The sequence below is a fragment of the Paracoccus sp. P2 genome, assembly GCF_046335115.1.
Classification (GTDB): domain Bacteria; phylum Pseudomonadota; class Alphaproteobacteria; order Rhodobacterales; family Rhodobacteraceae; genus Paracoccus; species Paracoccus pantotrophus.
On sequence record NZ_JBGOSN010000003.1, the window covers coordinates 205,663 to 226,979 of the forward strand.

Annotated in this window: 23 protein-coding genes; 7 read left to right on the plus strand and 16 right to left on the minus strand. The window is 69.6% G+C overall.

The features are described from left to right. Positions 1-65: 65 nt before the first annotated feature. Positions 66-1,901 carry a hypothetical protein gene (locus ACDP63_RS03365; protein ID WP_256233516.1) on the minus strand — a complete coding sequence of 612 codons (1,836 nt, stop codon included), beginning with the start codon at positions 1,899-1,901 and terminating at the stop codon, positions 66-68. A gap of 735 nt (positions 1,902-2,636) precedes the next feature. On the opposite strand from ACDP63_RS03365, the gene ACDP63_RS03370 reads away from it, so the two are divergent. Then, positions 2,637-3,212 carry a helix-turn-helix transcriptional regulator gene (locus ACDP63_RS03370; protein ID WP_024843369.1) on the plus strand — a complete coding sequence of 192 codons (576 nt, stop codon included), beginning with the start codon at positions 2,637-2,639 and terminating at the stop codon, positions 3,210-3,212. Then, positions 3,209-3,730, plus strand: coding sequence for a hypothetical protein (locus ACDP63_RS03375; RefSeq protein WP_024843370.1), 522 nt, complete (start codon positions 3,209-3,211; stop codon positions 3,728-3,730). The genes ACDP63_RS03370 and ACDP63_RS03375 overlap by 4 nt, the downstream gene beginning before the upstream one ends. A gap of 22 nt (positions 3,731-3,752) precedes the next feature. Here the strand turns inward: ACDP63_RS03375 and ACDP63_RS03380 are convergent, their stop codons facing one another. The 5 genes from ACDP63_RS03380 to ACDP63_RS03400 form a co-directional block, all read right to left on the minus strand. Beyond that, entirely contained in the window at positions 3,753-4,472 is a 720-nt protein-coding gene (locus ACDP63_RS03380) for a sulfate/molybdate ABC transporter ATP-binding protein (RefSeq protein ID WP_074990321.1), read from the minus strand. Positions 4,473-4,480: 8 nt separating this feature from the next. Beyond that, positions 4,481-5,368, minus strand: a complete 888-nt coding sequence (gene cysW / locus ACDP63_RS03385; RefSeq protein WP_024843371.1) for a sulfate ABC transporter permease subunit CysW — start codon at positions 5,366-5,368, stop codon at positions 4,481-4,483. Then, positions 5,361-6,200 carry a sulfate ABC transporter permease subunit CysT gene (gene cysT, locus ACDP63_RS03390; RefSeq protein ID WP_024843372.1) on the minus strand — a complete coding sequence of 280 codons (840 nt, stop codon included), beginning with the start codon at positions 6,198-6,200 and terminating at the stop codon, positions 5,361-5,363. Before cysT ends, cysW begins: the two co-directional genes overlap by 8 nt. A 3-nt stretch (positions 6,201-6,203) precedes the next feature. Beyond that, the gene (locus tag ACDP63_RS03395; protein ID WP_028709852.1) at positions 6,204-7,190 is read right to left on the minus strand and encodes a sulfate ABC transporter substrate-binding protein; all 987 of its coding nucleotides are present in this window, start codon (positions 7,188-7,190) and stop codon (positions 6,204-6,206) included. A gap of 354 nt (positions 7,191-7,544) precedes the next feature. Continuing rightward, the gene (locus ACDP63_RS03400) at positions 7,545-7,820 is read right to left on the minus strand and encodes a hypothetical protein (protein ID WP_409927686.1); all 276 of its coding nucleotides are present in this window, start codon (positions 7,818-7,820) and stop codon (positions 7,545-7,547) included. Positions 7,821-7,856: 36 nt separating this feature from the next. On the opposite strand from ACDP63_RS03400, the gene ACDP63_RS03405 reads away from it, so the two are divergent. The 3 genes from ACDP63_RS03405 to ACDP63_RS03415 all read left to right on the plus strand — a co-directional run bounded on the left by ACDP63_RS03405 (position 7,857) and on the right by ACDP63_RS03415 (position 9,272). After that, complete coding sequence (locus tag ACDP63_RS03405) at positions 7,857-8,060, plus strand: hypothetical protein (protein ID WP_409927687.1); 204 nt, start codon at positions 7,857-7,859, stop codon at positions 8,058-8,060. An 87-nt stretch (positions 8,061-8,147) separates the two neighbouring features. Beyond that, positions 8,148-8,894, plus strand: coding sequence for a sulfite exporter TauE/SafE family protein (locus ACDP63_RS03410; protein ID WP_028709851.1), 747 nt, complete (start codon positions 8,148-8,150; stop codon positions 8,892-8,894). Positions 8,895-8,921: 27 nt separating this feature from the next. Further along, positions 8,922-9,272, plus strand: a complete 351-nt coding sequence (locus ACDP63_RS03415) for a RidA family protein (protein WP_024843376.1) — start codon at positions 8,922-8,924, stop codon at positions 9,270-9,272. Here ACDP63_RS03415 and lpxB read toward each other — a convergent pair. From lpxB to ACDP63_RS03460, 9 genes are all read right to left on the minus strand, one after another. Beyond that, positions 9,247-10,410 (minus strand): lipid-A-disaccharide synthase, encoded by a 1,164-nt coding sequence (gene lpxB / locus ACDP63_RS03420; protein WP_074990331.1) that lies wholly within the window; start codon positions 10,408-10,410, stop codon positions 9,247-9,249. The two genes, ACDP63_RS03415 and lpxB, sit on opposite strands and share 26 nt — an antisense overlap. 166 nt (positions 10,411-10,576) lie before the next feature. Further along, positions 10,577-11,374: an LpxI family protein gene (locus ACDP63_RS03425; RefSeq protein WP_024843378.1), complete on the minus strand. Its 798-nt coding sequence runs from the start codon at positions 11,372-11,374 to the stop codon at positions 10,577-10,579. After that, positions 11,371-12,156 carry an acyl-ACP--UDP-N-acetylglucosamine O-acyltransferase gene (gene lpxA / locus ACDP63_RS03430; RefSeq protein ID WP_024843379.1) on the minus strand — a complete coding sequence of 262 codons (786 nt, stop codon included), beginning with the start codon at positions 12,154-12,156 and terminating at the stop codon, positions 11,371-11,373. Before lpxA ends, ACDP63_RS03425 begins: the two co-directional genes overlap by 4 nt. After that, on the minus strand, positions 12,149-12,640 hold the full coding sequence (fabZ, locus tag ACDP63_RS03435; protein ID WP_051419448.1) for a 3-hydroxyacyl-ACP dehydratase FabZ: 492 nt from the start codon (positions 12,638-12,640) through the stop codon (positions 12,149-12,151). The genes lpxA and fabZ overlap by 8 nt, the downstream gene beginning before the upstream one ends. Positions 12,641-12,705: 65 nt before the next feature. After that, entirely contained in the window at positions 12,706-14,808 is a 2,103-nt protein-coding gene (locus tag ACDP63_RS03440; RefSeq protein ID WP_024843381.1) for a membrane protein, read from the minus strand. Then, a complete protein-coding gene (locus ACDP63_RS03445) occupies positions 14,805-15,650 on the minus strand; it encodes a DUF4159 domain-containing protein (RefSeq protein WP_333483977.1) in 846 nt (281 codons plus the stop codon). Before ACDP63_RS03445 ends, ACDP63_RS03440 begins: the two co-directional genes overlap by 4 nt. Beyond that, positions 15,647-17,566 (minus strand): BatA domain-containing protein, encoded by a 1,920-nt coding sequence (locus ACDP63_RS03450; protein WP_409927688.1) that lies wholly within the window; start codon positions 17,564-17,566, stop codon positions 15,647-15,649. The genes ACDP63_RS03445 and ACDP63_RS03450 overlap by 4 nt, the downstream gene beginning before the upstream one ends. Then, positions 17,566-18,435, minus strand: a complete 870-nt coding sequence (locus ACDP63_RS03455) for a DUF58 domain-containing protein (RefSeq protein WP_024843382.1) — start codon at positions 18,433-18,435, stop codon at positions 17,566-17,568. Before ACDP63_RS03455 ends, ACDP63_RS03450 begins: the two co-directional genes overlap by 1 nt. Next, complete coding sequence (locus ACDP63_RS03460; RefSeq protein ID WP_024843383.1) at positions 18,432-19,433, minus strand: AAA family ATPase; 1,002 nt, start codon at positions 19,431-19,433, stop codon at positions 18,432-18,434. The genes ACDP63_RS03455 and ACDP63_RS03460 overlap by 4 nt, the downstream gene beginning before the upstream one ends. A gap of 61 nt (positions 19,434-19,494) precedes the next feature. On the opposite strand from ACDP63_RS03460, the gene ACDP63_RS03465 reads away from it, so the two are divergent. Together ACDP63_RS03465 and ACDP63_RS03470 are read left to right on the plus strand one after the other, a co-directional pair. Further along, positions 19,495-20,040, plus strand: a complete 546-nt coding sequence (locus ACDP63_RS03465) for a DUF1285 domain-containing protein (RefSeq protein ID WP_024843384.1) — start codon at positions 19,495-19,497, stop codon at positions 20,038-20,040. A 2-nt stretch (positions 20,041-20,042) separates the two neighbouring features. Beyond that, positions 20,043-20,798 carry a hydroxypyruvate isomerase family protein gene (locus tag ACDP63_RS03470; RefSeq protein ID WP_028709849.1) on the plus strand — a complete coding sequence of 252 codons (756 nt, stop codon included), beginning with the start codon at positions 20,043-20,045 and terminating at the stop codon, positions 20,796-20,798. Between the two features lie 259 nt (positions 20,799-21,057). Here the strand turns inward: ACDP63_RS03470 and ACDP63_RS03475 are convergent. After that, positions 21,058-21,317: transposase (locus tag ACDP63_RS03475; RefSeq protein ID WP_409927689.1), on the minus strand; the 260-nt coding region annotated here is incomplete at its 5' end.

The window sequence follows — 21,317 nt, forward strand, 5'->3', positions numbered from 1 at the left end:
GGGAAATCAATTAAACGGAAACCTGCGCAGGAAGACCCTGCGCAGGCAGTTCGTCACGGGGCCCGTCAGCCCAGGTCGTCCTGGCCGACCACGGTCGAGCTGAGATCGCCGCCGACCACGGTCATGTCGACGGTGTTGCCCAGCACGTTCGCGCCCATCACGATGCTCTGGTTGAACGCCGTGGTATCCAGGATCGAGTCGGCCGAGGCGGTCGAGTAGCCGTTGACATAGCCGTCATCGCCATTGTTCGACCCCCAGGTGCCGGCATGAGCATAGCCACCGTCGCCCGACATCACCTGGCCGCCGGCACCGCCATTGCCGCTGCTGGTGTTCATGCCGTTGCCGCCCAGGGCATAGCCGCCGGTCGAGCTGGCCGCGCCGCCGGCGCCGCCGGTGGTGCCATTGGCCGCGCCGCCCATGCCGTTGCCGCCGGTGGCATCGCCATAGCCTTCGCCCGTGCCATCCGCACGGCCGCCGTTGCCGGCCGCCGACAGGGCCGCGCCGAAGCCCGCGCCGCCGGCATCGCCCGAGGTCGCGTCGCCGGCCATGGCCGCCGCTGCGGAAAGCGCCGCACCGATACCGGCACCGATGCCGCCCGCGCCGCCCGCGCCACCGTCGGCACCGTCGCCGCCGTTGCCGGTGTCGCCGCCATTGCCGCTGTCGTTGTTGACGCCCACGCCGACCAGGCCCAGGCCAAGCGCGCCGGTCGGACCGGCATCGGCCGAGCCGGTGCCGCCGCCGGCGCCGCCGGCGCCGCCAGAGCCGCCGGGCCCGCCGGCACCGGCACCCAGCGCAGCTGCCAGACTGCCGGCCCCGGCATCGCCGCCGCTTGCGTCACCGCTGAGCCCGGCACCGATGCCGGCACCCAGGCCCGCCGCGTCGCCGCCATCGGCCGAACCGCCCTTGCCGGCGCCTACGCCAAGCCCAAGCGCCCCGCCGCCGTCGCCGTCGCCGCCCCAGGCCGCGGCCTTGCCGCCGTTGCCGCCATCGGAATGGCTGCCCGAGGCCATGGCCTTGCCGCCATCGGCATCCGCATCGCCCGAACCGCCGTCGGCGCTGCCGCCGCTGCCGCCCCGGCCACCTTCGCTGCCGGCATCAATGCCGCGCTCGGCCGTGGCCGTGCCGCCATAGACGCTGCCGTTCTGGTTGAAGTCGGCATTGTTGGAGACATTGGCATCGCTCAGGTCATCCTGGTCGTTCATCGTCCCGGATTGCGGGATGATGATGCCCACGTCGGCGCCGCCGCCGTTCAAGGCATGGTTCAGCACGTTCTCGATATTGATGTCATCGGTGCCGATGCTGATATTGCCGTCGCGATTGACCAGAAGATCGCCCATGCTGCCATGCGCGTTGTTCAGGTCGATGTCGGCATAATCGTTGTCGGTCGGCTGCCATCCATTCAGATCAAGGCCCACGCTGACATTGGTCGAGACGTTGGTCTCGACATCGGTGTTGTTATAGGCCGTGTTCACCGCCTTGTTATAGGCGTCGTTCGTCGCATCGTTGCGCGCGTCGTTGTTGGCGTCGTTGCGCGCATCGTTGCTGGCATCGTTGTCGGCCTTGTTCTTGGCGGCATTGCCGGCCAGGTTGCCTGCCACGTTGCCGGCAGCGTTATAGGCAAGCGTCTCCGAGGCGCTGCTGTTCGCATTGGCATTGGCATTCGCGTTTTCGTTCGCGTTGCTCTGGCTCTGATGCTGCCCCTGGCCTTGGTCCTGACCCTGATCCTGGCCTTGACCCTGGTCCTGATCCTGGCCCTGGGCCTGCTTGTTCAACTGGCCCTGACCCTGGCCCTGCCCTTGACCCTGACCTTGACCCTGGCCTTGATCCTGGTCCTGGTCCTGGTCCTGGTTGTTGATCGGCCAGGCGAAGAGATTCATGTTGCGGCTGCCAACCATCGTCATTTCCTCCTCTAGAGGCGGGGGAGATGCGGCCAGATCCTTCACAAGCACGCCTGCCCGCCCGGTTGCGGTGGATGAAGGCAAGCCGGTTGCGGTCGCCGGGCGAATGCCCACCGTCACGACGGCACGACCGTTTCCGTCTTGCTGCTGATACGGACAACCGCACACCACCTTGCGCGGCCCCGTCCGACCGGCCCCGGAACTGCCCCGGATCGCCGACCTTGAAGAAGGCTACGCCTCGCCCAGCGATTCGGCCTAGCTGCACGAAAAGGCTAGCGGGGGGCTGGCCGAATACCCGAAGAATCCGCTTTGGGCCTATAGCCAGGCGGCACCGCATCCTCTCCGGATCGCCCGAACGGGTTAATCCCTTTCGCCAGGGGCACGGCACCCGGCCCCGGCTGTCCTCACCAAAGGGACAGGTGCGGATGCGGGCCTCTACCCTGGATGGAGCGACCCGATGAACTTACAACTAGGTTGTGGTGATTCTTGAACTTATCCCTCGCTCTTCCCTTTGAGGACGGGCGAAAACTTGCTAGGCTGAACTGTCCGGTCGGCCTGGGAGGGCTGGCCGGGACGGGGGAGTAAAACCATACGCAAGAAGGTAGGAATGACATGAACATGGCATCTTGCGATGGCGTATCCAGTGAAATCCGTACGCTGTCTGACCGGCCTGCGCGTGGAACGGCAGAGGTTCTCTTTGTCGGAACACAATGCAATTTTTCCCACAGCCTGATTTCGGTGACCAGCCAGGAGCTGGGACATATCACCGTGGCGGCTGCACTATCCTTCGACGACTTTCGCAGCCTGTCCGAACTGACCGGCGAATGGCCGACGCTGCTGGTTCTGGACGAACCGACGATGCGCGGATTGTCAGAGGAGGATCGCACCTATCTGCTGGGCCTGAACGACGTGGCGCTGGCCATCGCCTTTTGCACCGGCGCCTTCGGCCGGGCCTGCTACGAGGATGCCACGCTGCGGCGGCGCGCAGCCAGCATCCTGCCGCTGAACGTCCGGCTGGACGTATGGCTTTCCGTCATCAAGCTGGTCGCCCATGGCGGCAACTACATCTTTCCCGAGATCATTTCCTCGGCCGGGGTCGCGATGCCGGCCGCGGTCCCGGACGAGCTTGGCCTGACCCAGCGCCAGCAGGACGTGCTGCGCCTGGTCGCCGACGGCCAGTCCAACAAGCGGATCGCATCCAGCCTTGGCCTGTCGGTCCATACGGTCAAGCTGCACCTGCGCAATGCCAGCCTGCGGCTGGGCGCCCACAACCGCACCGAAGCCGCCATGCGTTATCGCGCATTGGGATCATGACCGCGCCGGGGGCGCCCGCCGGGACCGGCGCGGCCGAGCCCGACCTCGATGCGGTGTTGCTGCGGGTCGGGCGGCTCAACTATGCCTGGAGCAATACCGAAAGCCTGCTGATCCACATGCTCGCCGGGCTGACCGGGATGGACAAGAGCGCGGCGGTGGTGGTCTTTCTGTCGGTCTCCTCGACGCGCGGCCGCATCGAGATGGTCGAGCGTCTTGCGAAACTGCGCCTGCCCGCCGGGCAGGAGCAGCAGGAACTGCTGGAGCTGACAGCCCGCTTTGCCAGGCTGTCCGCCGTCCGGCACCGCTACAACCACAGCATTTGGTCGTTTCAAGAGGACGGCTCGGTCTCGACCATCCTGATGCGGATCGCCGACCGGCGCGACCGCATCCACATGGGCCGCAAGCAGACCCTGGGCAACGACGAGATGCTGCGGCTGGACCAGGATCTGGAGTTGCTGTCGCAGCTGAACCGCAACATCTGGCGCTTCCTGCGGCAATACGAATACCCGATCGACTGAGGGCGCGCGCCGCATCGCCGCGTCAGGCGTCGATGAACTCGCGCACGAAGGGCGTCGCCGGGCGGGCGCGGATGTCCTGCGGGCGGCCGACCTGCTCGATCCGGCCCATCGACATCACCACCACCAGGTCCGCCAGTTCCATCGCCTCGTCCTGGTCGTGGGTGACGAAAACCGTGGTCAGGCCGGTGCTGTCGTGGATCTCGCGCAGGCCCTGGCGCAGTTCCTTGCGCACGCGGGCATCCAGCGCGCCGAAGGGCTCGTCCAAGAGCAGCATCCGCGGCTCGATGGCCAGCGCGCGGGCCAATGCCACGCGCTGGCGCTGGCCGCCCGACAGCTGGCTGGGAAAGCGCCCGCCGATCTGCGGCAACTGGATCAGGTCCAGAAGCCGGGTCACGCGGCGCCCGATCTCGGCCCGGTTGGGGCGCGAGCGGCGGGGGCGGGCGCGCAGCCCATAGGCGATGTTCTCGAACACGGTCATGTGCCTAAACAGCGCATAGCTCTGGAAGACGAAGCCGGCGCGGCGTTCCTGCACCGTCAGCCCGGTCGCATCCTGCCCGTCGAAAAGCACCCGGCCCGAAGTCGGGAACTCCAGCCCGCCCAGGATGCGCAGAAGCGTGGTCTTGCCCGAGCCGGAGGGCCCCAAGAGCGCCACCAGCGCCCCCGAGGGGATGGCCAGGCTGACCGGGTGCAGCGCGGTGGTTGCACCGAAGCTCTTGGCGATTTCGTCGATCTCGATATGCATGGGACACCTCAATGGCGGCGCGTTGCGGCAAGCTGGTCGGCATGGCGCCATTCCAGCACGGTCTTGAGCGCCAGCGTCAGCAGGCCAAGCAGGGCCAGCACCGCGGCCAAGCTGAAGGCGGCGACCGAAAGATATTCGTTGTAGAGCATCTCGATGGTGATCGGCATGGTGGCGGTCTGGCCGCGGATCTTGCCCGAGACCACCGCGACGGCGCCGAACTCGCCCATGGCGCGGGCATTGCACAGCAGCACGCCGTAAAGCAGCGCCCATTTGATATTGGGCAGCGTCACGGTCAGGAAGATGCGCCAGCCCGAGGCACCCAGCGTCAGCGCCGCCTCTTCCTCGGCGCGGCCCTGTTCGATCATCACCGGGATCAGCTCGCGCGCCACGAAGGGGAAGGTGACGAAGATCGAGGCCAGCACGATCCCCGGCAGGGCGAAGATGACAGGCAGGCCGCTGGCGACCAGCCAGCCGCCGATCAGGCTGTTGGTGCCGAACAAGAGCACCAGCGCCAGCCCCGCCACCACCGGCGAGACGGAAAACGGCAGGTCGATCAGGGTGATGAGGAAAGCCTTGCCGCGAAAGTCGAACTTGGTGATCGTCCAGGCGGCGGCGATGCCGAAGACCGCATTCACCGGCACCGAGATCGCCGCGACGATCAGCGTCAGCCGGATGGCCGAGGTCGCCTCGGGCCGGGCCAGAGAGGCGAGCGCCTGTCCCGCGCCGCGTGCAAGGGCCTCGGCAAAGACCACGGCCAACGGCGCCACCACCAGGACGGCCAGCCCGCCGAGTGCCAGGGCGATCAGCAGGATGCGTACCGGCCGGCTTTCCTCGGCCACCGGACGCCATTGCGCGGTTTTCTCGCCGCCGGCGGCGTGCAGGGCGTTGTCAAACATGGCCGATCCTCCGCCGGCTCCAGATCTGGATCAGGTTGATCGCCAGCAGCATGGCGAAGGAGATCAGCAGCATGGCGATGCCGATGGCAGCCGCGCCGTCATAGTCGAACTCTTCAAGCTTGATGACGATCAAGAGCGGCGCGATCTCGGTCTTCATCGGCAGGTTGCCGGCGATGAAGATGACCGAGCCGTATTCGCCGACCGCGCGCGCCAGCGACAGCGCGAATCCGGTCAGCGCCGCAGGCAGCAGCAGGGGCAGGATCACCCGGCGCAGGGTGTGGAACCGCCCCGCCCCCAGCGTGGCCGAGGCTTCCTCGACCTCCTGCTCGATCTCGGCGATCACCGGCTGCACGGTGCGGGTGACGAAGGGCAGGCCGACGAAGATCAGCGCGATCAGGATGCCCCATTGCGTATAGGCGATCTTGCCGCCCAGATCGCGGACGATGCTGCCGAAGACGCCGTTCGGCGCGTAAAGCGCGGTCAGCGCGATGCCCGCCACCGCCGTCGGCAGGGCAAAGGGCAGGTCGACCAGCGCATCGACCAGCCGCCGGCCCGGAAAGTCATAGCGCGCCAGCACCCAGGCCAGCAGCGTGCCGAAGACCAGGTTGACCAGCGCGGCCAGGAAGGCCAGGCGGAAGGACAGATACAGCGCCGCCCAGACCCGCGGCGTGTTGATCGTGGCCCAGACCGCCTCGGGCCCATAGCTGATGCCGCGGGCCAGCAGCGCGCCGACCGGCAGGATGACGATCAGCGACAGCATGGCCAGGGTGATGCCCATGCCGAGGCCGAAGCCCGGCATGGGGGATTTCTGCAAGCGGAACGCCAGCGCCATCGGTCATTGCCCCGAATAGATCTGGTCGAAGGTGCCGCCGTCGCCGAAATGTTCGGGCTGGGCCTGTTTCCAGCTGCCAAAATCGGCGATGGTCACCAGATCGAGCTGCGGAAAGCGCGCCACGTCCTCGGGATTGGCGGCGCTGTCGTCCCAGGCGCGGTAATAGTGCTTGTAGGCCAGCGCCTGCCCCTCGGGCGAATAGAGGAAGGCCAGATAGGCATCGGCCAGCGCCTTCTGCTCGTCATCGGCGATGTTCTTGTCCACGATGGCGACCGGCGGCTCGGCCAGGATCGAGACCGAGGGCACGACGATGTCGAACCGGTCCTCGCCCAGCTCGTTCAGCGCCAGATAGGCCTCGTTTTCCCAAGCCAGCAGCACGTCGCCGATCTCGCGCTGGGTGAAGGTGGTGGTCGAGCCGCGCGCGCCGCTGTCGAGCACCGGGACATGCTTGAACAGTTCGGTCACGAAACCCTTGGGATCCTGGCCGTTCTTCTGCGCCCAGGCCCAGGCGGCCAGATAATTCCAGCGCGCCCCGCCGCTGGTCTTGGGGTTCGGGGTGATGACCTCGACGCCCTCCTTGACCAGGTCGCCCCAGTCCTGGATGCCCTTGGGATTGCCCTCGCGCACCAGGAAGACGATGGTCGAGGTATAGGGCGCGCTGTTATGCGGCAGGCGCGACTGCCAATCCTCGGGCAACAGGCCGCGGGAGGCGATCTGGTCGATGTCCGAGGCCAGCGCCAGCGTCACCACCTGCGCCTTGAGCCCGTCGATCACCGAGCGCGCCTGCGCGCCCGAGCCGCCATGCGAGGTCTCGATGGTCGGCGCGGCATGCCCTTCGGCCTGCCATTTCGCGGCGAAGGCGGCGTTCACCTCGCGGTAAAGCTCGCGCGTCGGGTCATAGCTGACATTCAGCAGGCTGTTGTCGGCATGGACCGGGCCGGCCAGTCCCAGCCCGACCAGGCTGACCACGATCGCCGCGATGCGCCGCAATCCCGGCGCCGCCGGACCTGCCCTCCTGCACCGGGAGCCCTGCGCGCCGCGAGCGCAAATCGACCGGCCACCGGCCGTCGGATTGTCGGTTGCGGGAACGATGCGGGTCATGATGCTTGTCCTCCTTGCTCTGCTTGCGGGAGCCTCATGACCGTAATTACGACAGAGTTTATCGTTTATTGCAAGATAAAGACGTGTTTATCCATCGTTTTTATTATTGCATAATATCAATGTTTTAGCAAATTTTCGGAAAACTTTCCGCGACCGGCCCTCATGCAGCGGGGGCGTTGACGAGACAAGGCCGGCCCATCCGGGGCCGGCCTTGCCTGCGGATCGGGCGGGCTCGCCCCCTCCTCAATCGTCGTCGTCATCGTCATCGTCGTCGCGACCCCGCCGCCGCCGCGGGCGATCATCGTCGTCGTCATCGCCCCATGCGCGATGGCGGAAGGTGCGCCGGTCGTCGTCGTCGCGCCACCAGCCGCGATAGGCCCAGCCGTCTGGGCCACGCAGCAGCCGTTCGATCCCGTCGCGGTGGAAATAGCGGGGAAAGTCGTCGTCATCCGCCAGAGCCGCGGCCGGAAGGGCCGCCGCGAACGCGGTCGCCGTCAGAATCATGCGAAATGGTGCCATGCGCTTTATCCTTTCATCCAGGGCAACGTCAGATGGTTGCAAGGGGATTACGCGCCGCGCCGCGGTTCATTCCCACCGAAGGGCGATTTTTCCGGGCAAGGCAGCACCGGGAACCCTCGCCCGCCGGTCGCGTTCCGCTTACGGCCAGCAAGGGAGAAAATAATGAAAGGCATCATCGCCTGGCTTCTGGGCATTCCGATCTTCGTCATCATCCTGCTTTACCTGACCGGCATCTTCTGAGCGAAAGCGCCGGCCCCGCGGACGGCTGGACGCCCCGGACCTGCAAGGCTAAGCATGGGCGCCCACCACGAACAGGAGCCGTCCGGCATGACCGAAACCTTGCTGATGCTCGCCGCCGGTTTTCTCGGCGGGATGCTGAACGCCGTCGCCGGGGGCGGCACCTTCATCACCTTCCCGGCGCTGGTCGCCAGCGGCGTGCCGGTAGTTTCGGCCAATGCCACCAGCACGGTCGCCGCCCTGCCCGGCTATCTGTCCGCCGCGCTGGGATTCCGCCGCGAGATCGCGCAGATCGAGCGGGCGCTGGTGCTGCGCCTGACCTTCTGGACGCTGGCCGGAGGCATCGTCGGCTCCTGCCTGCTGCTGGTTTCCTCGAACAAGGCCTTCGCGGTGCTGGTACCCTTCCTGCTGCTGGCGGCGACCTCGGTCTTCATCTGGGGGGCGCAGGTGCGGGAATGGGCGGCGCAGCACCGCAATGCGGTCGCGCCCTTCGGCGCCGGGACCATGGTGCCGGTCGCCATCTATGGCGGCTATTTCAACGGCGGGCTGGGCATCGTGCTGCTGGCGCTGTTCGCGCTTTGGGGCATGACGCAGCTGAACCAGATGAACGGGCTGAAGAACTGGCTGTCCTTCGCGCTGTCGGTGATCTCGCTGGCGATCTTCGCGGCCGGCGGGCAGGTCGCCTGGTGGCCGGCTGCGGTCATGAGCCTGGGCACCATCCTGGGCGGCTATCTGGGTGCGCCGGTGGCGCGGCGCATCCCGGTTCCGGCGCTGCGGGCATTGATCGCGGCCATCGGCTTTGGCATGACGGCGCTGTTCTTCTGGCGGCTCTTCTGACGCCAGCCCAACCCGAAAGGATTTTCCATGTCCGCGATCAAACGCATCGAGACCGGCCCCCGCATGAGCCAGGCGGTCATCCATAACGGCACCGTCTACCTGGCCGGCCAGGTCGGCAAGCCCGGCGAGCCCGTGGCCGAGCAGACCCGCGAGGTACTGGCCCAGATCGACCGGCTGCTGGCGGAATGCGGCTCGGACAAGACCCGCATCCTCTCGGCGCAGGTCTGGCTGGCCGACATGGCCGATTTCGCCGAAATGAATGCCGTCTGGGACGCCTGGGTGGCCCCCGGCCACGCCCCGGCCCGCGCCACCGGCGAATCGGCGCTGGCGACGCCCGACTACAAGGTCGAGATCATCGTGACCGCGGCGCAGAACTGATCGCCGCCAGGACCGAACGCGCGGCGCGCAGGCCCGGAGCCTCGCCGCCGCGCCCCAGCCGCTGCATGGTCAGCGCCATCGCCGCCAGTTGCTCGGCCCGCTCATCGCCATTCTCGATGAGCCGGAACAGCGCCTGAGACATCGGCCCCGGCTGGCAGTTGCGGCCCAGGTATTCCGGCACGGCGCGGGTCTCGCTGACCAGGTTGACCAGCGTCACCGTGTCGGTGCGCAGCAGCAGCCCGATGATCATCCGGCTGAGCGGCGCCACGTCATAGCCGATCACCATGGGCACGTCGTTGGCCGCCAGGTCCAGGCTGACCGTGCCCGAGGCCGCCAGCGCCAGGTCGGCAGCGGCGAAGGCCGCGCGCTTCTCCTCGGGACGCTCGACCACCACCGGCGCGGTCGGCCAGCGCCGCGCCATGTCGCGCACCAGCCCCGAAACGCCGCGCACGGTCGGGATCACCACGCGAATCTCGGGCACCCGGTCGCGCAGCCGGATCAGCGCCTCGTCGAAGCGCGGGCCCAGGCGCCCCACTTCGGTCCGGCGCGAGCCCGGCAAGCACAGGACCAGCGGCGCATCCGGCGCGATGCCGTTCGCGGCGCGAAACCCCGCCGCCTCGGCCTCGCCCGCCACCGGCTCGGCGGCGATGGGGTGGCCGACGAAATCGCAGCTCATGCCGGCGGCCTGCATCAAGGGCGGCTCGAAGGGCAGGATGGCCAGCACATGGTCGATCACCTCGGCCATCTTCCGGGCCCGTCCCGCCCGCCAGGCCCAGACCGAGGGCGCAACGTAATGGATGGTGCGCAAATCGGGGTTCAGCGCCCGCGCCTGGCGCGCCACGCGCAGGCAGAAATCCGGGCTGTCGATGGTGATCAGCGCATCGGGCCGGGCCTCGGCAACGGCGCGGGCGGTCTCGGCGACCCGGGCCTTGAGCGCGCGGTATTTCGGCAGCACCTCCCAGATGCCCATCAGGCTCAGTTCTTCCATTGGGAAACGGCTCTCGAGTCCCTGCGCCGCCATGGCGGACCCGCCGACGCCCAGGAACGCGGCCCCCGGATCGAGCTGCTTCAAGCCAGCCATCAGGGCGCCGCCCAGATTGTCGCCCGAAGGCTCGCCCGCGATCAGGAAGAATTTCATCGCGCCGCTCCGCTTGCCATGCCCCGACATGGGTATTTGAAGAACAGAGAAATCCCCCGGTCTTCTTCGTTCCCCAAATACCCTCCTGCCGCTTTCGCGGCACCGTCACGTGAGTATTTGGGCAACGGTGAAAAAGGCTCGCTTCACCGTTGCCCAAATACTCATGTCATCCGCGCCCCCAGAGAAACAGTCCCGCCGCCTGGGCGCGGCGCATTGCCTCGGCCCTGTCCAGCAGGATGACGCTGCCCGCCTCCCAGGCGATCCCCGCAAGCCCGGCCTCGGCGGCCTGGGTCACGGTGTCGGGGCCGATGGTCGGCAGGTCGATGCGCCGGTCCTGGCCGGGTTTCGGCGCCTTGTAGAGCACGCCGCCCGGCCCGTTGGGATCGGGTTTCAGGCCCGCGTGCAGCCGCGCGAATTCCAGCATGGCCTGGGTGCCCGGCAGCGCCTCGACGGCAAGGCAGAGCCCTTGCGCCACCACCGCGCCCTGGCCGATATCCAGCGCGCCGAGGCCGGCGACGATCTCGGCGGCGCGGGCGGCATCCTTCTGGTCGCGCGGGCTCGGCTCGCCCGTCAGAACACCTTCGCCCGGCACGAGATCGGGAAGGATCTGATCGACGGAGCAAATGGATATGCCGGCTTCCTCGAAAACGTCCAGGACCGCGCGCAGCGCCGCGTCGTCGCCCGACTGCATCCCCATCAGGATGCGCGGCACGATGGTCAGGGTCCGGGGGTCGAAAAGCTCGGGCTCGATCCTGGGGCGTCGGATGGCGCCGGCGAATACCGCCTGGGTCACGCCCTGCTCGGCCAGTTCGTCCAGAAAGGGCACCAGCCGTTCGAGGCGAAAGGGCCTGGCCTCGACCTGCGGCTTCAGGTTGTCCAGCGCATAGACCAGCGGCCGGTCCAGCGCCGCGGCAATGGCGGGGGCGAGGTTGCCCTCGCCGGCGATCAGGGCGATGCGGCTCATGGATGGGGCGCCAGGAAGCTGCGGTCCGAGGGGCCGAGGATGAAATCCAGCACCTCACGCACCATCGGGCCGTTCTCGGACTCGGCAAGGTGCCGGGCGGTGTCGCGGAAACTGCCCCGGCCCAGATGCGCCAGCATGTCGCGCAGCGCGTGGATTTCCTCGCGCGAGGCGCCGCGGCGCTTCAGCCCCACCAGGTTCAGCCCGTCCAGGTGGCCGCGCGGCCCCTGCACCAGGCCGAAGGGGATCACGTCGGCCGTCACCATCGTCACCGCGCCGATCATCGCGCCGCGGCCGATGCGCACCCATTGATGCACACCAGAGAGCCCGCCGACGATCACGTCGTCCTCCAGCACGCAATGCCCGGCGACCGAGGCATTGTTGACCAGGATCACCCGGTCGCCGAGCCGGCAATCATGCGCGACATGGCTGCCGGCCATGAACAGCCCGTCGTCGCCGATGCGGGTCACGCCGCCGCCGCCCTCGGTGCCGGGATTCATCGTCACATATTCGCGGATACGGTTGCGGGCGCCGATTTCCAGCCGCGTGCGCTCGCCGCGGAACTTCAGATCCTGCGGCACCTCGCCCAGCGAGGCGAAGGGGAAGACCGTGGTCTCGTCACCGATCGCGGTCTCGCCCGCCACCACGACATGCGATTTCAGCACCACGCCCCGGCCCAGGCTGACCTCGGGGCCGAGAACGCAGAACGGGCCGATCTCGCATCCCTCGCCGATCCTCGCGGCGGGATCCACGACGGCCGAGGGATGGATGCGGGTCTCAGCCATTCTCGCCACGGTTCAGCATGGCCATGACCTCGGCCTCGGCGGCAAGCTGGCCGTTGACCAGGGCGCGGCCCTCGAACTTCCAGATCTTGCCGCCGCCGCGCAGGGTCTTCATGTGCAGTTCCAGCACGTCGCCCGGCACGACCTTCTGGCGGAAACGGCACTTGTCGATCGACATGAAATAGGTGCCCATGCCCTTGTCGGCGAGATCCAGCGTGACGCCGACCAGCACCGCGGCCGATTGCGCCATGGCCTCGATGATCAGCACGCCGGGCATCACCGGCTCCTGCGGGAAATGCCCCTCGAAATGCGGCTCGTTCGAGGTCACGTTCTTGACGCCGACGCAGCTTTCGCCCGGCACGATGTCGCGGACGCGGTCCACCAGCAGGAAGGGATAGCGATGCGGCAAGATGCGCTTGATCATCGCCAGATCGACTTCGGTCGGCGGGATGTAGGCGGTCTGGTCATCGTTGGGGGCGGCGGCCATGCGGTCCTCTTGGAATGTTTTCATTTGCCTAGCAACGGGGCGCGGACTTGGCAAGTTTCGCCGTGTCAGGCCCTGCGCAGCCCGCCGCGGCCCTCGGCCAGCCAGCCCGCCAGCGCCAGCCCGGCAATCAGCGCCAGCCAGGCCCAGCCGGGCAGCAGCGGGCGATGCGTCATGCCGCTGACCGAGGCCGCCTCGCGCGGCGTGATGGCGATCCAGGGCCCCGCGACACCCCGGCCATGCGCCGGCCGTCCTTCGCGCACCGTGCGCAGGCCGGGCATGCCCTCGGAAAGCCGCAGCACCCCGCCCCGCGTCGCCTCGGCCAGCGGGCCCAGCACGGCGCCCGAGGCCACGGTTTCCTCGAACTCCCGCGGCGCGGCGGGGCCAAGCGCCAGCACCCGGCCGATCTCGCCCTCGGCCAGCCGGTAGAGCCCCGGCCCCGGCGCCGTCCAGCGCGCGGTGAAGCGGCCCGGCCCGGCCTCGGTCAGCGCGACCTCCTCGGTCTGGCCATCGGGGCGGGTGATGCGCACCGGGCCGGCGGTCACGTTCATGGTGCGGCGGGTGATCGTCACCGTCAGGCCGGGGCCGACATCGGCCAGCAGCGCCTCCTCCTCCAGTTCCGGCTCCTGCATCGACCAATGCGCGATGCGGCGCAGCAGTTCCAGCTGCGGCCCGCCGCCCTCGAAGCCGCGGCCCCAGAGCCAGACCTGGTCCGAGGTCAGCATCGCCACCCGCCCCTCGCCCACCCGGCTGAGCAGCAAGAGCGGCTCGTCCCGCGCGCCGCTCAACACCACCTGGGCGCGCGGGTCGGGAATGACCTGGGACATGCGCAGCCAGCGGCCCCAATGGCTTTGCGCACCCTCGGCCGGGGCGCCGGGCAGGCCGGCGGTAACGGGATGGCGCTGGCCCTCGTCGGTCAGGCGCGGCAGGAAGGGCTCGTCATGGATCCGGCCGGTGGGGCGCGCGGGCAGGATCGCGCCCAGGGGCGACAGGTTCAGGCTTTCGACCGAGGACATCTCGGGGCCCGCCGAGACCAGGATGGCGCCGCCCTCTTCGACATAGCGCCGGATGTTGTCGTAATATTGCGGCAGCAGGATGCCGCGCACCCGGTAGCGGTCGAAGATGATCAGGTCGAAATCCCGGATCCGCTCCATGAACAGCTCCTGGGTCGGAAAGGCGATCAGCGACATTTCCTCGACGGGAACCGCGTCCATCTTGTCCGGCGGCCGCAGGATGGTGAAATGGATCAGGTCCACGTTCGCATCCGATTTCAGCAGGTTGCGCCAGGTCCGTTCGCCCGCGTGCGGCGCGCCGGAGACCAGCAGCACCCGCAGCCGGTCGCGCACGCCCTGGATCTGCAGGGCGGCCGAATTGTTGCGGTCGGTCAGTTCCGGCACCTCGGCCTCGGGCGCGTCGAATGCGATCGAAACCACGTTCTGCCCGGCATGTTCCGGCACCACCGGCAGATCCAGCGTCACACCCGGCGGCAGGTCGAGCGCGCGCATCTCCTCTCCGTCCAGCAGGATGCGCAGCCGGGCGGGGGTCTGCGCCACCTCGGGCGGGACCGCGCCCTGGTCCTCGACGCGCAGGCGGATGGTGACGGGCTTGCCGATCAGCCCATAGGCCGGGGCCTCCTCGATCACCAGCCGGCGGTCCCAGTCCTGCGCCTGCCCGGTCAGCAGCACATGCACCGGCGCGGGGGCCGAAGCCGGGACCATCGGCGCGTCATGGGCCAGCCCGTCGGTGACGGCGATCACGCCGGCGACGCGGGCCTGCGGCTCGGCGGCCAGCGCGCGGGTCAGGGCGGTGCCGATCTGGGTGCCGTCCGGGTCGTCGCCCACGGTCACGCGGCGGATCTCGGTATCGGGCAGCGCGGAAAGCTGGCGGGTCAGCTCCTCGACGGCGGCATCGGTCTGTCCGGCGCGGCCCGGCAGGGACTGGCTGGCGCTGCGGTCGTCGAGCAAGACCACGATGTCCGACAGCTTGTGGCGGATGCCCGATTCCAGCGCCGGCCCGGCCAGCGCCGCCGCCGCCGCCAGCCCGGCGATGCCGCGCCAGGCCCAGCCGCGCAGGCCGCGCCACAGCGACCACAGTGCCACCAGGAACGCCAACGCCGCCAGCCCGCCCACCAGCGGCCAGGGCAGCAGCGGATCGAAGACAAGGCCACTCATTGCACGACCTCCTCCTGCCGCAGCCGCTCGAGCAGGGCGGGCACGTGTACCTGGTCGGATTTGTAGTTCCCGGTCAGCACATACATCACCAGGTTGACGCCGAAACGATAGGCCATCTCGCGCTGGCGCTCGCCCTCGAAGCCCGAGCCGATGCTGAACATGGGCAGGCCGTTCTCATCCACCGCCCAGGCCTCGGCCCAGGCGTTGCCGCCGATGATGACCGGCGAGACGCCGTCGTTGAGATTGCGGAAGGGCACGCCCTCGGCCGCCTGGGCATCGGCGGGGGGCGCCTCGGCCCAGACCTCGCGGCCCTGGTAGCGGCCGGGAAAATCCCTGAGCAGGTAGAAGCTGCGGGTAATGACGTGGTCGGCGGGGATCGGCGCCAGCGGCGGGATGTCCAGGGGCGCCGCCAGCGCCTGAAGCGCGGCGCCGCCGTCGGGCCCGCCCAAGCCCGCGATATCGCCGTCGCGGGTGTCGAAAAGGATCATCCCGCCCGAGCGCAGGAAATGGTTCAGCCGGACATAGGCCTGGGGCGAGGGCGGGGCCTGCGCCTCGGTCACCGGCCAGTAAAGAAAGGTCAGCAGCGACAGGTCGTCCCGTTCCGGGTCGATGCCGATGGGCGCGCCCGGCTCGACCGTGGTGCGGGCGGTCAGGACATGGGACAGGCCGCGCAGCCCGGCCTCGGAGGCGGCATCGACCTCGGCATCGCCGGTCACGACATAGGCCAGCGCCACCTCGTCGGCGGCCCGCACCAATTGGGGATCGGGCGGGGCCGCGGGATCGTCCTGGGCCCAAAGCGCGCCGGCCCAGACCAGCGCGGCAAAGGTCAAAAGCCATCTCATGCCATCGCCCCCTGCCTGCCGCGGGCCAGCCAGGCGCTGCCCAGCGCATCCAGCGCGAAAAGGACCGCCGCCAGCGCGACCAGCCAGCCGCGCAGGTCCAGGCCCGGCGCCTGCGCCCCGCGCTCGATACGGGCGCCGGGCCAGTCGGCCGGCGCCATCGGCCCGCCGGCGTTCAGCGCCGCCACCCGCTCGCCGCCGCGATAAAGCCCGGCCGGGGCGCCGGGCGCCGGGCCGCGCGCGAAATCGGCGGCGGCGACCGGCGCCAACCCCTCGGCCTCGGTCGTGCGGCCGAAACCGTCCAGCACCAGTTCCGGCAGCCAGAAGGGCTGTTCGGCGCGGTCCGCCTCGGGCGCGGCGGCGCTGGCCCGTGCGCTGCGCACCAGCCGGTCCAGCATCTCGACGAACAGGCCCGAGATCGCCAGGTTCGACCATTCCGCGTTTGCCGTGGTGTGAAACAGGACCAGCTGCCCCTGCCCCAGAACCGTGCGCGTCACCAGCGGCGTGCCGTCCGAAAGCCGGGCGATGCTGCGGTCGGCCAGGTCCGGAGCCGGCTCGGCCAGGAGTTGCGCGCGCACGGTCGTATCGTTCGGCACCGAGAGCCCCGCGAAGGGCCCGTCGGCGGCAAAGGGTGCGACGCTACGCGGCTCGCCCCAGGCCAGGGCACCGCCGACATCGCGCCCGCCGGCGCGCAGCCGCACCGGCAGCAACGGCTCCTCGGCCAGCCGTTCCGAGGCGGCCATGCGCGGCCCGGCAAAGCGGATCAGCAGCCCGCCGCCCTCGACCCATTCGCGCAGGCCCGGCTCCTCGGCCAGGCCGATCTGGTCGGCCAGCACGATCACGTCGGGCGCGGCCTGCAGAACGTCGCCCAGCCCCCCCTCGATCAGGTCGGTGGTCGGCGCCAGGGCCCGGCGCAGGTAATGCAGGGGCGACAGCAGGCGCTGCCCCTCGCCGGCGCGGTCGTCGCCCGCCAGCGCGACCTTGCGCCGGCGCAGGGAATCGTCGGCCAGCAGAACCGCCCCGGCCGAAGCCTGGCCCTCGATCTCGAAGCGGGTGATGCGGTTGCGCAATTCCGAGGGCAGGTCGATGGGCACCAGCCAGCTGGTCACGCCGCGATCCTGCGCGCTCTCGCCGGGCTTCAGCCGCGCCAGTTCGCGCGGCATGCCCTGCGGATCGAGACCGATGGCCAGCACCTCGGGCGCCGCGGTCCCCGTCGAGCGCAGCCGCAGCGCCGGCTGGTCGCCCGCCACCAGTTCCAGCGTCTGCTGCGCGCCTTCGGGCGGCACCACGGTCACGCTGCTGCGCCCGGAAAGCGCCGCCAGCCATTCCGCCCGGCCGGGATGGTCCAGCCCGTCGCTGAGCCACAGCACCGACAGGCCCGCCGGGGCCTCGGCCAGCGCAGCCTGAGGGTCGGGGGGATAGCGCGTCTCCCATGCCGCCGGGCGCAGGGCGCGCAGCTGCGCCGCAAGCTCGGTCGCGGGCAGGAAGGGCAGCGCGCCGGTCGCGGTGCCGTCGGCCACGAGCAGCGCCGCCGGCTGTCCCGCCGCCGCGGCGCGGTCCAGCGCCCGCAGGGCGCGGGCCTGGCGCTGCGGCCAGTCGGGCGCCGCCGCCCAGCCGGCATCCATCACGACCAGCAGGGGCCCTTGCCCGGCCTGATCCGGCGAGGGTTTCCACACCGGGCCGGCAAAGCCCAGGATCAAGGCCGCGATCGCCAGCACCCGCAGCAGAAGCAGCCACCATGGCGTGTGCCGCGCCACCGGATGCGGATCCTTGAGCCCCAGCAGCAGCCGCGTGCCTGGAAACCGCACCAGCCTGGGCGAGGGCGGCATGGCGCGCAGGATCAGCCACAGCACCGGCAGCGCCGCCAGCGCCGCCAGGATCCAGGGCGTCAGGAAGCCGATGGGACCGATCAGCAGCATCAGCCCTCCAGCACCGACCAGAGCCACAGCAGCGCCTGCGACGGCGCCGCGCCGGTGTCATGCATGCCGAAATGCCAGCCCGCCATGCGCGCGGCGCCCGTCAGTTGCGCCCGCCGCTCGGCCAGCCGCGCCAGATAGGCCGCGCGCAGTCCGGCCGCGTCGCGCGTATCGTGGCGCAAGGCCCCCGAGGCCGAGCGGAACAGCACCGCGCCGCGCCAGGGAAATCCGTCCTCGTCCGGGTCCAGCACCTGCATCAGCACGCCCTGAACCCCCAGGACGGCGGCACGGGCCAGGTAGTCCAGCACCGGCTGCGGATCGCCCAGGAAATCGTCGAACAGGACGACGCGCTGGCCGGGACGCAGGGCCTCGGCCGGGGGGGCGTCCTCGTCGCGGTCGAGCAGCGGGCGCGCGACCAGCGCCTCGGCCAGGCGCTCGGCCTGAAGCCGGCCGGGGCGCGGCGGCTGGCCGGCCAAGGCGACGCGCTCGCCCCCGGCCAGCAGCGCCATGGCCAGCGCCAGCGCCAGCAGGTTGGCACGGTCGCGCTTACCGGGCCGGTCCGCGCCGCCCGCATAATCCATGCCCGCCGCGGCCGAGACCCAGATCGCCGCCGATTGCGCCACCTGCGCCTCGCGGTCGCGGACGAATTGCGCATCCGACCGCGCCGAGCGGCGCCAGTCGATGCTGCGCGCCGTGTCGCCCGCGGTGGCGGGACGGTATTGCCAGAAATCCTCGCCCATGCCGGCACGGCGCTGGCCATGCGCGCCGGGCACCAGCGCCGCCGCCAGCCGCTCGGCCGACAGCATCAGCGCAGGCAGGGCGGCCGAGGCTGCCTCGGCGCCGGCGCGCAGCTGATCGGCCTGGGGTTTCACGCCGCCGCCCGCATCCGGTCGCCCAGAAGGCGCGCGATCACGCCCTCGATGGTCTCGCCGCGGGCGCGGGCGGCAAAGCTCAGCGCCATGCGGTGGCGCAGGACCGGGGCGGCCATCGCCTCGACATCGTCGAGCGTCGGCGCAAAGCGGCCGTTCAGCGCCGCCCTCGCCCGCGTGACCAGCGTCAGCGCCTGCGCCGCGCGCGGCCCCGGCCCCCAGACCAGCGTCTCGGCGATCCAGCCCGGCGCCTCGGGCGCGCCGGGACGCGCCGCGCGCACCAAGTCCAGGATCGCGTTCAGTACCGTCTCGCCCACCGGCATGCGCCGGATCAGCCCCTGCGCCGCGACCAGCCCCTCGACGTCGAAGACGGCATGGGCCCGGCCCTGCTCGACCCCGGTCGTCGCCAGCAGGATGGCGCGTTCGGTGTCGCGGTCGGGATAGTCCACGTCGATCTGCAACAGGAAACGGTCGAGCTGCGCCTCGGGCAGCGGATAGGTACCCTCCTGCTCGATCGGGTTCTGGGTGGCAAGGACATGGAAGGGCCGGCCCAGCGGCCGGTGTTCGCCGCCGATGGTGACCTCGCCCTCCTGCATGGCCTGCAACAGCGCCGATTGCGTGCGCGGGCTGGCGCGGTTGATCTCGTCGGCCATCAGGAGCCGGGTAAAGACCGGTCCCTCGATGAAGCGGAAAGCGCGGGTGCCGTCGGGCCGGATGTCCAGCACCTCGGAGCCCAGGATGTCGGCCGGCATCAGGTCGGGGGTGAACTGGATGCGCGCCGAGTCGAGCCCCAGCACCGTGGCCAGCGTATCGACCAGCATGGTCTTGCCCAGGCCCGGCTGGCCGACCAGCAGCGCATGGCCGCCCGACAGGATCGCCGCCAGAACCTGTTCGACCACGGCATGCTGGCCGACGAAGCGGCGCTCGACGCTGGCGCGGGCCTGGGCCAGGCGGTCGGTCAGCGTCAGGACTTCGGAAACCAGTTTCTCATTCTCGGCCATGACAATGCCCCGTTTCTGTTCTAGGACAACATAAAGGCAGGGGTGACGGGGTCCACTGGGAATGGAGGAAAAGACTGACAATGCCGTGAGCGATGCGACCGGAATCGCCGCCGCGGCCAGCCGCGCCTCGAAAAAGGGGCCGCCGCCGGTGCATCTGTGGAACCCGCCCTTCTGCGGCGACCTGGACATGGAAATCCGCGCCGACGGCAGTTGGTTCTACAACGGCACGCCTATCGGCCGGCCGGAAATGGTGCGGCTTTTCGCCTCGATCCTGAAGCGAGAGGGGGAGGATTACTTCCTCGTCACCCCGGTCGAAAAGGTCGGCATCCGCGTAATCGACGCGCCCTTCATCGCCGTCGATGCCGAAATCGGCGAAGACATCGTCTTCACCACCAATGTGGGCGACCGGGTGCGCGCCGGACCCGAGCATGCGATCGAGCTGCGCGGGACGGCCGAGGAACCCCGGCCCTATGTCCATATCCGCCGCGGTCTTTGGGCGCTGATCGACCGCAAGACATTCTACCGACTGGCCGATGCGGCTATGCCCGGCGCGAGCGGGCGTATGGAATTGCACTCGGGAGGGACGGTCTTTCCCCTGGAGCCCTGACCATGGCGCGATTCGCCGCCAACCTGACCTATCTGTTCACCGAAATGCCCATGCTGCAGCGCTTCGCCGCCGCAAAACGCGCGGGCTTTCGCGGGGTGGAGATCCTGTTTCCCTATGACCTCGCCGTCAAGGAACTGTCCCAGGCCGCGCAGGCGGCGGGGGTGGAATTCGTGCTGATGAACACGCCACCGCCGAACTGGGCCGGCGGCCCGCGCGGCTTCGCCGCCGAGCCGGGCAACGAATCGCGCTTTCGCGGCGATTTCGACCGCGCCCTGCGCTTTGGCCGCGCGCTGGGGGTCAAGCACCTGCATGTGATGGCCGGCAAGGCCCAGGGCGGGCTGGCGCGGCGCACCTTCGTCGAGAACCTGAAATGGGCCTGCGCCCGCGACGCCCGCACCAGCCTGACCATCGAGCCGATGAACCGCAACGACATGCCGGGCTATTTCCTGGACAGTTTCGAACTGGCAGCCGAGATCCTGGACGAGGTCGGTGCCCCCAACCTGGGGCTGCAATTCGACGTCTACCATGCGCAGATGATCCATCGCGATGCGCTGACCGTCTGGCAGCGCCACGCGCCGCGGGTGCGGCATATCCAGATCTCCGACTGGCCCAGCCGGCACGAACCGCGGCAGGGGGACATCGACTTCGCCGAGCTGTTCCACGCCATCGACGCCGCGGGCTATCGCGGCTGGGTAAGCGCGGAATACACCCCCCGCAGCTCGACCGAGGCCGGGCTGCGCTGGCTGCGGCTGGCCTGAGGCGGCAGCAGGGAAAGCCGCCCTGGCCCATAGACGCCGGGCCCGGCCGCCTGTCGCCCGTCCGGCAAGCGGCCCGGCCGTGCCCCGACCGGGGGCTTTGCGCCCCCGGACCCCCGCAGGATATTTGGCCAAGGAAGAACCCAAGGAAGGCGCAGGGCGGCTCCCGCTTCTTTCTTGTCCAAATATCCTGGGGGAGCGCGGAACGCGCGGGGGCAAGGCCCCCATGCTAGCGCACCGCCAGCCTAGGCGGTGTCTTCACTTAGGCGATCGCTGCCATTGCGCAGGCGAAGTCGACGAATGCCTTTAAGGAGGCGACGGTTTTCTCGCATCGGAGCGCGATCCGGCGGAAGCGTTTGAGGCGGTTGAAGAAGCACTCCGCAAGGCGGCGTTCCCCGGAGAGCGCCCGATCCAGCGGCCGGCTTCCGGCGCGGCTTCGGTTGCGCTTGATCTGTGCGGTGGCGCGCAGGTCGCCGGCGATGAAGCGGCGCAACGCCTCGGTGTCGTATCCGGCGTCGGCGA

Bases quoted from the DNA above. Each gene is read 5' to 3' on its own strand.
- ACDP63_RS03365 (WP_256233516.1), bottom strand. From the start codon at position 1,901: ATGACGATGGTTGGCAGCCGCAACATGAATCTCTTCGCCTGGCCGATC.
- ACDP63_RS03375 (WP_024843370.1), top strand. From the start codon at position 3,209: ATGACCGCGCCGGGGGCGCCCGCCGGGACCGGCGCGGCCGAGCCCGAC.
- ACDP63_RS03380 (WP_074990321.1), bottom strand. From the start codon at position 4,472: ATGCATATCGAGATCGACGAAATCGCCAAGAGCTTCGGTGCAACCACC.
- cysW (WP_024843371.1), bottom strand. From the start codon at position 5,368: ATGTTTGACAACGCCCTGCACGCCGCCGGCGGCGAGAAAACCGCGCAA.
- cysT (WP_024843372.1), bottom strand. From the start codon at position 6,200: ATGGCGCTGGCGTTCCGCTTGCAGAAATCCCCCATGCCGGGCTTCGGC.
- ACDP63_RS03400 (WP_409927686.1), bottom strand. From the start codon at position 7,820: ATGGCACCATTTCGCATGATTCTGACGGCGACCGCGTTCGCGGCGGCC.
- ACDP63_RS03410 (WP_028709851.1), top strand. From the start codon at position 8,148: ATGACCGAAACCTTGCTGATGCTCGCCGCCGGTTTTCTCGGCGGGATG.
- ACDP63_RS03415 (WP_024843376.1), top strand. From the start codon at position 8,922: ATGTCCGCGATCAAACGCATCGAGACCGGCCCCCGCATGAGCCAGGCG.
- lpxB (WP_074990331.1), bottom strand. From the start codon at position 10,410: ATGAAATTCTTCCTGATCGCGGGCGAGCCTTCGGGCGACAATCTGGGC.
- ACDP63_RS03425 (WP_024843378.1), bottom strand. From the start codon at position 11,374: ATGAGCCGCATCGCCCTGATCGCCGGCGAGGGCAACCTCGCCCCCGCC.
- lpxA (WP_024843379.1), bottom strand. From the start codon at position 12,156: ATGGCTGAGACCCGCATCCATCCCTCGGCCGTCGTGGATCCCGCCGCG.
- fabZ (WP_051419448.1), bottom strand. From the start codon at position 12,640: ATGGCCGCCGCCCCCAACGATGACCAGACCGCCTACATCCCGCCGACC.
- ACDP63_RS03440 (WP_024843381.1), bottom strand. From the start codon at position 14,808: ATGAGTGGCCTTGTCTTCGATCCGCTGCTGCCCTGGCCGCTGGTGGGC.
- ACDP63_RS03445 (WP_333483977.1), bottom strand. From the start codon at position 15,650: ATGAGATGGCTTTTGACCTTTGCCGCGCTGGTCTGGGCCGGCGCGCTT.
- ACDP63_RS03450 (WP_409927688.1), bottom strand. From the start codon at position 17,566: ATGCTGCTGATCGGTCCCATCGGCTTCCTGACGCCCTGGATCCTGGCG.
- ACDP63_RS03460 (WP_024843383.1), bottom strand. From the start codon at position 19,433: ATGGCCGAGAATGAGAAACTGGTTTCCGAAGTCCTGACGCTGACCGAC.
- ACDP63_RS03465 (WP_024843384.1), top strand. From the start codon at position 19,495: ATGGAGGAAAAGACTGACAATGCCGTGAGCGATGCGACCGGAATCGCC.
- ACDP63_RS03470 (WP_028709849.1), top strand. From the start codon at position 20,043: ATGGCGCGATTCGCCGCCAACCTGACCTATCTGTTCACCGAAATGCCC.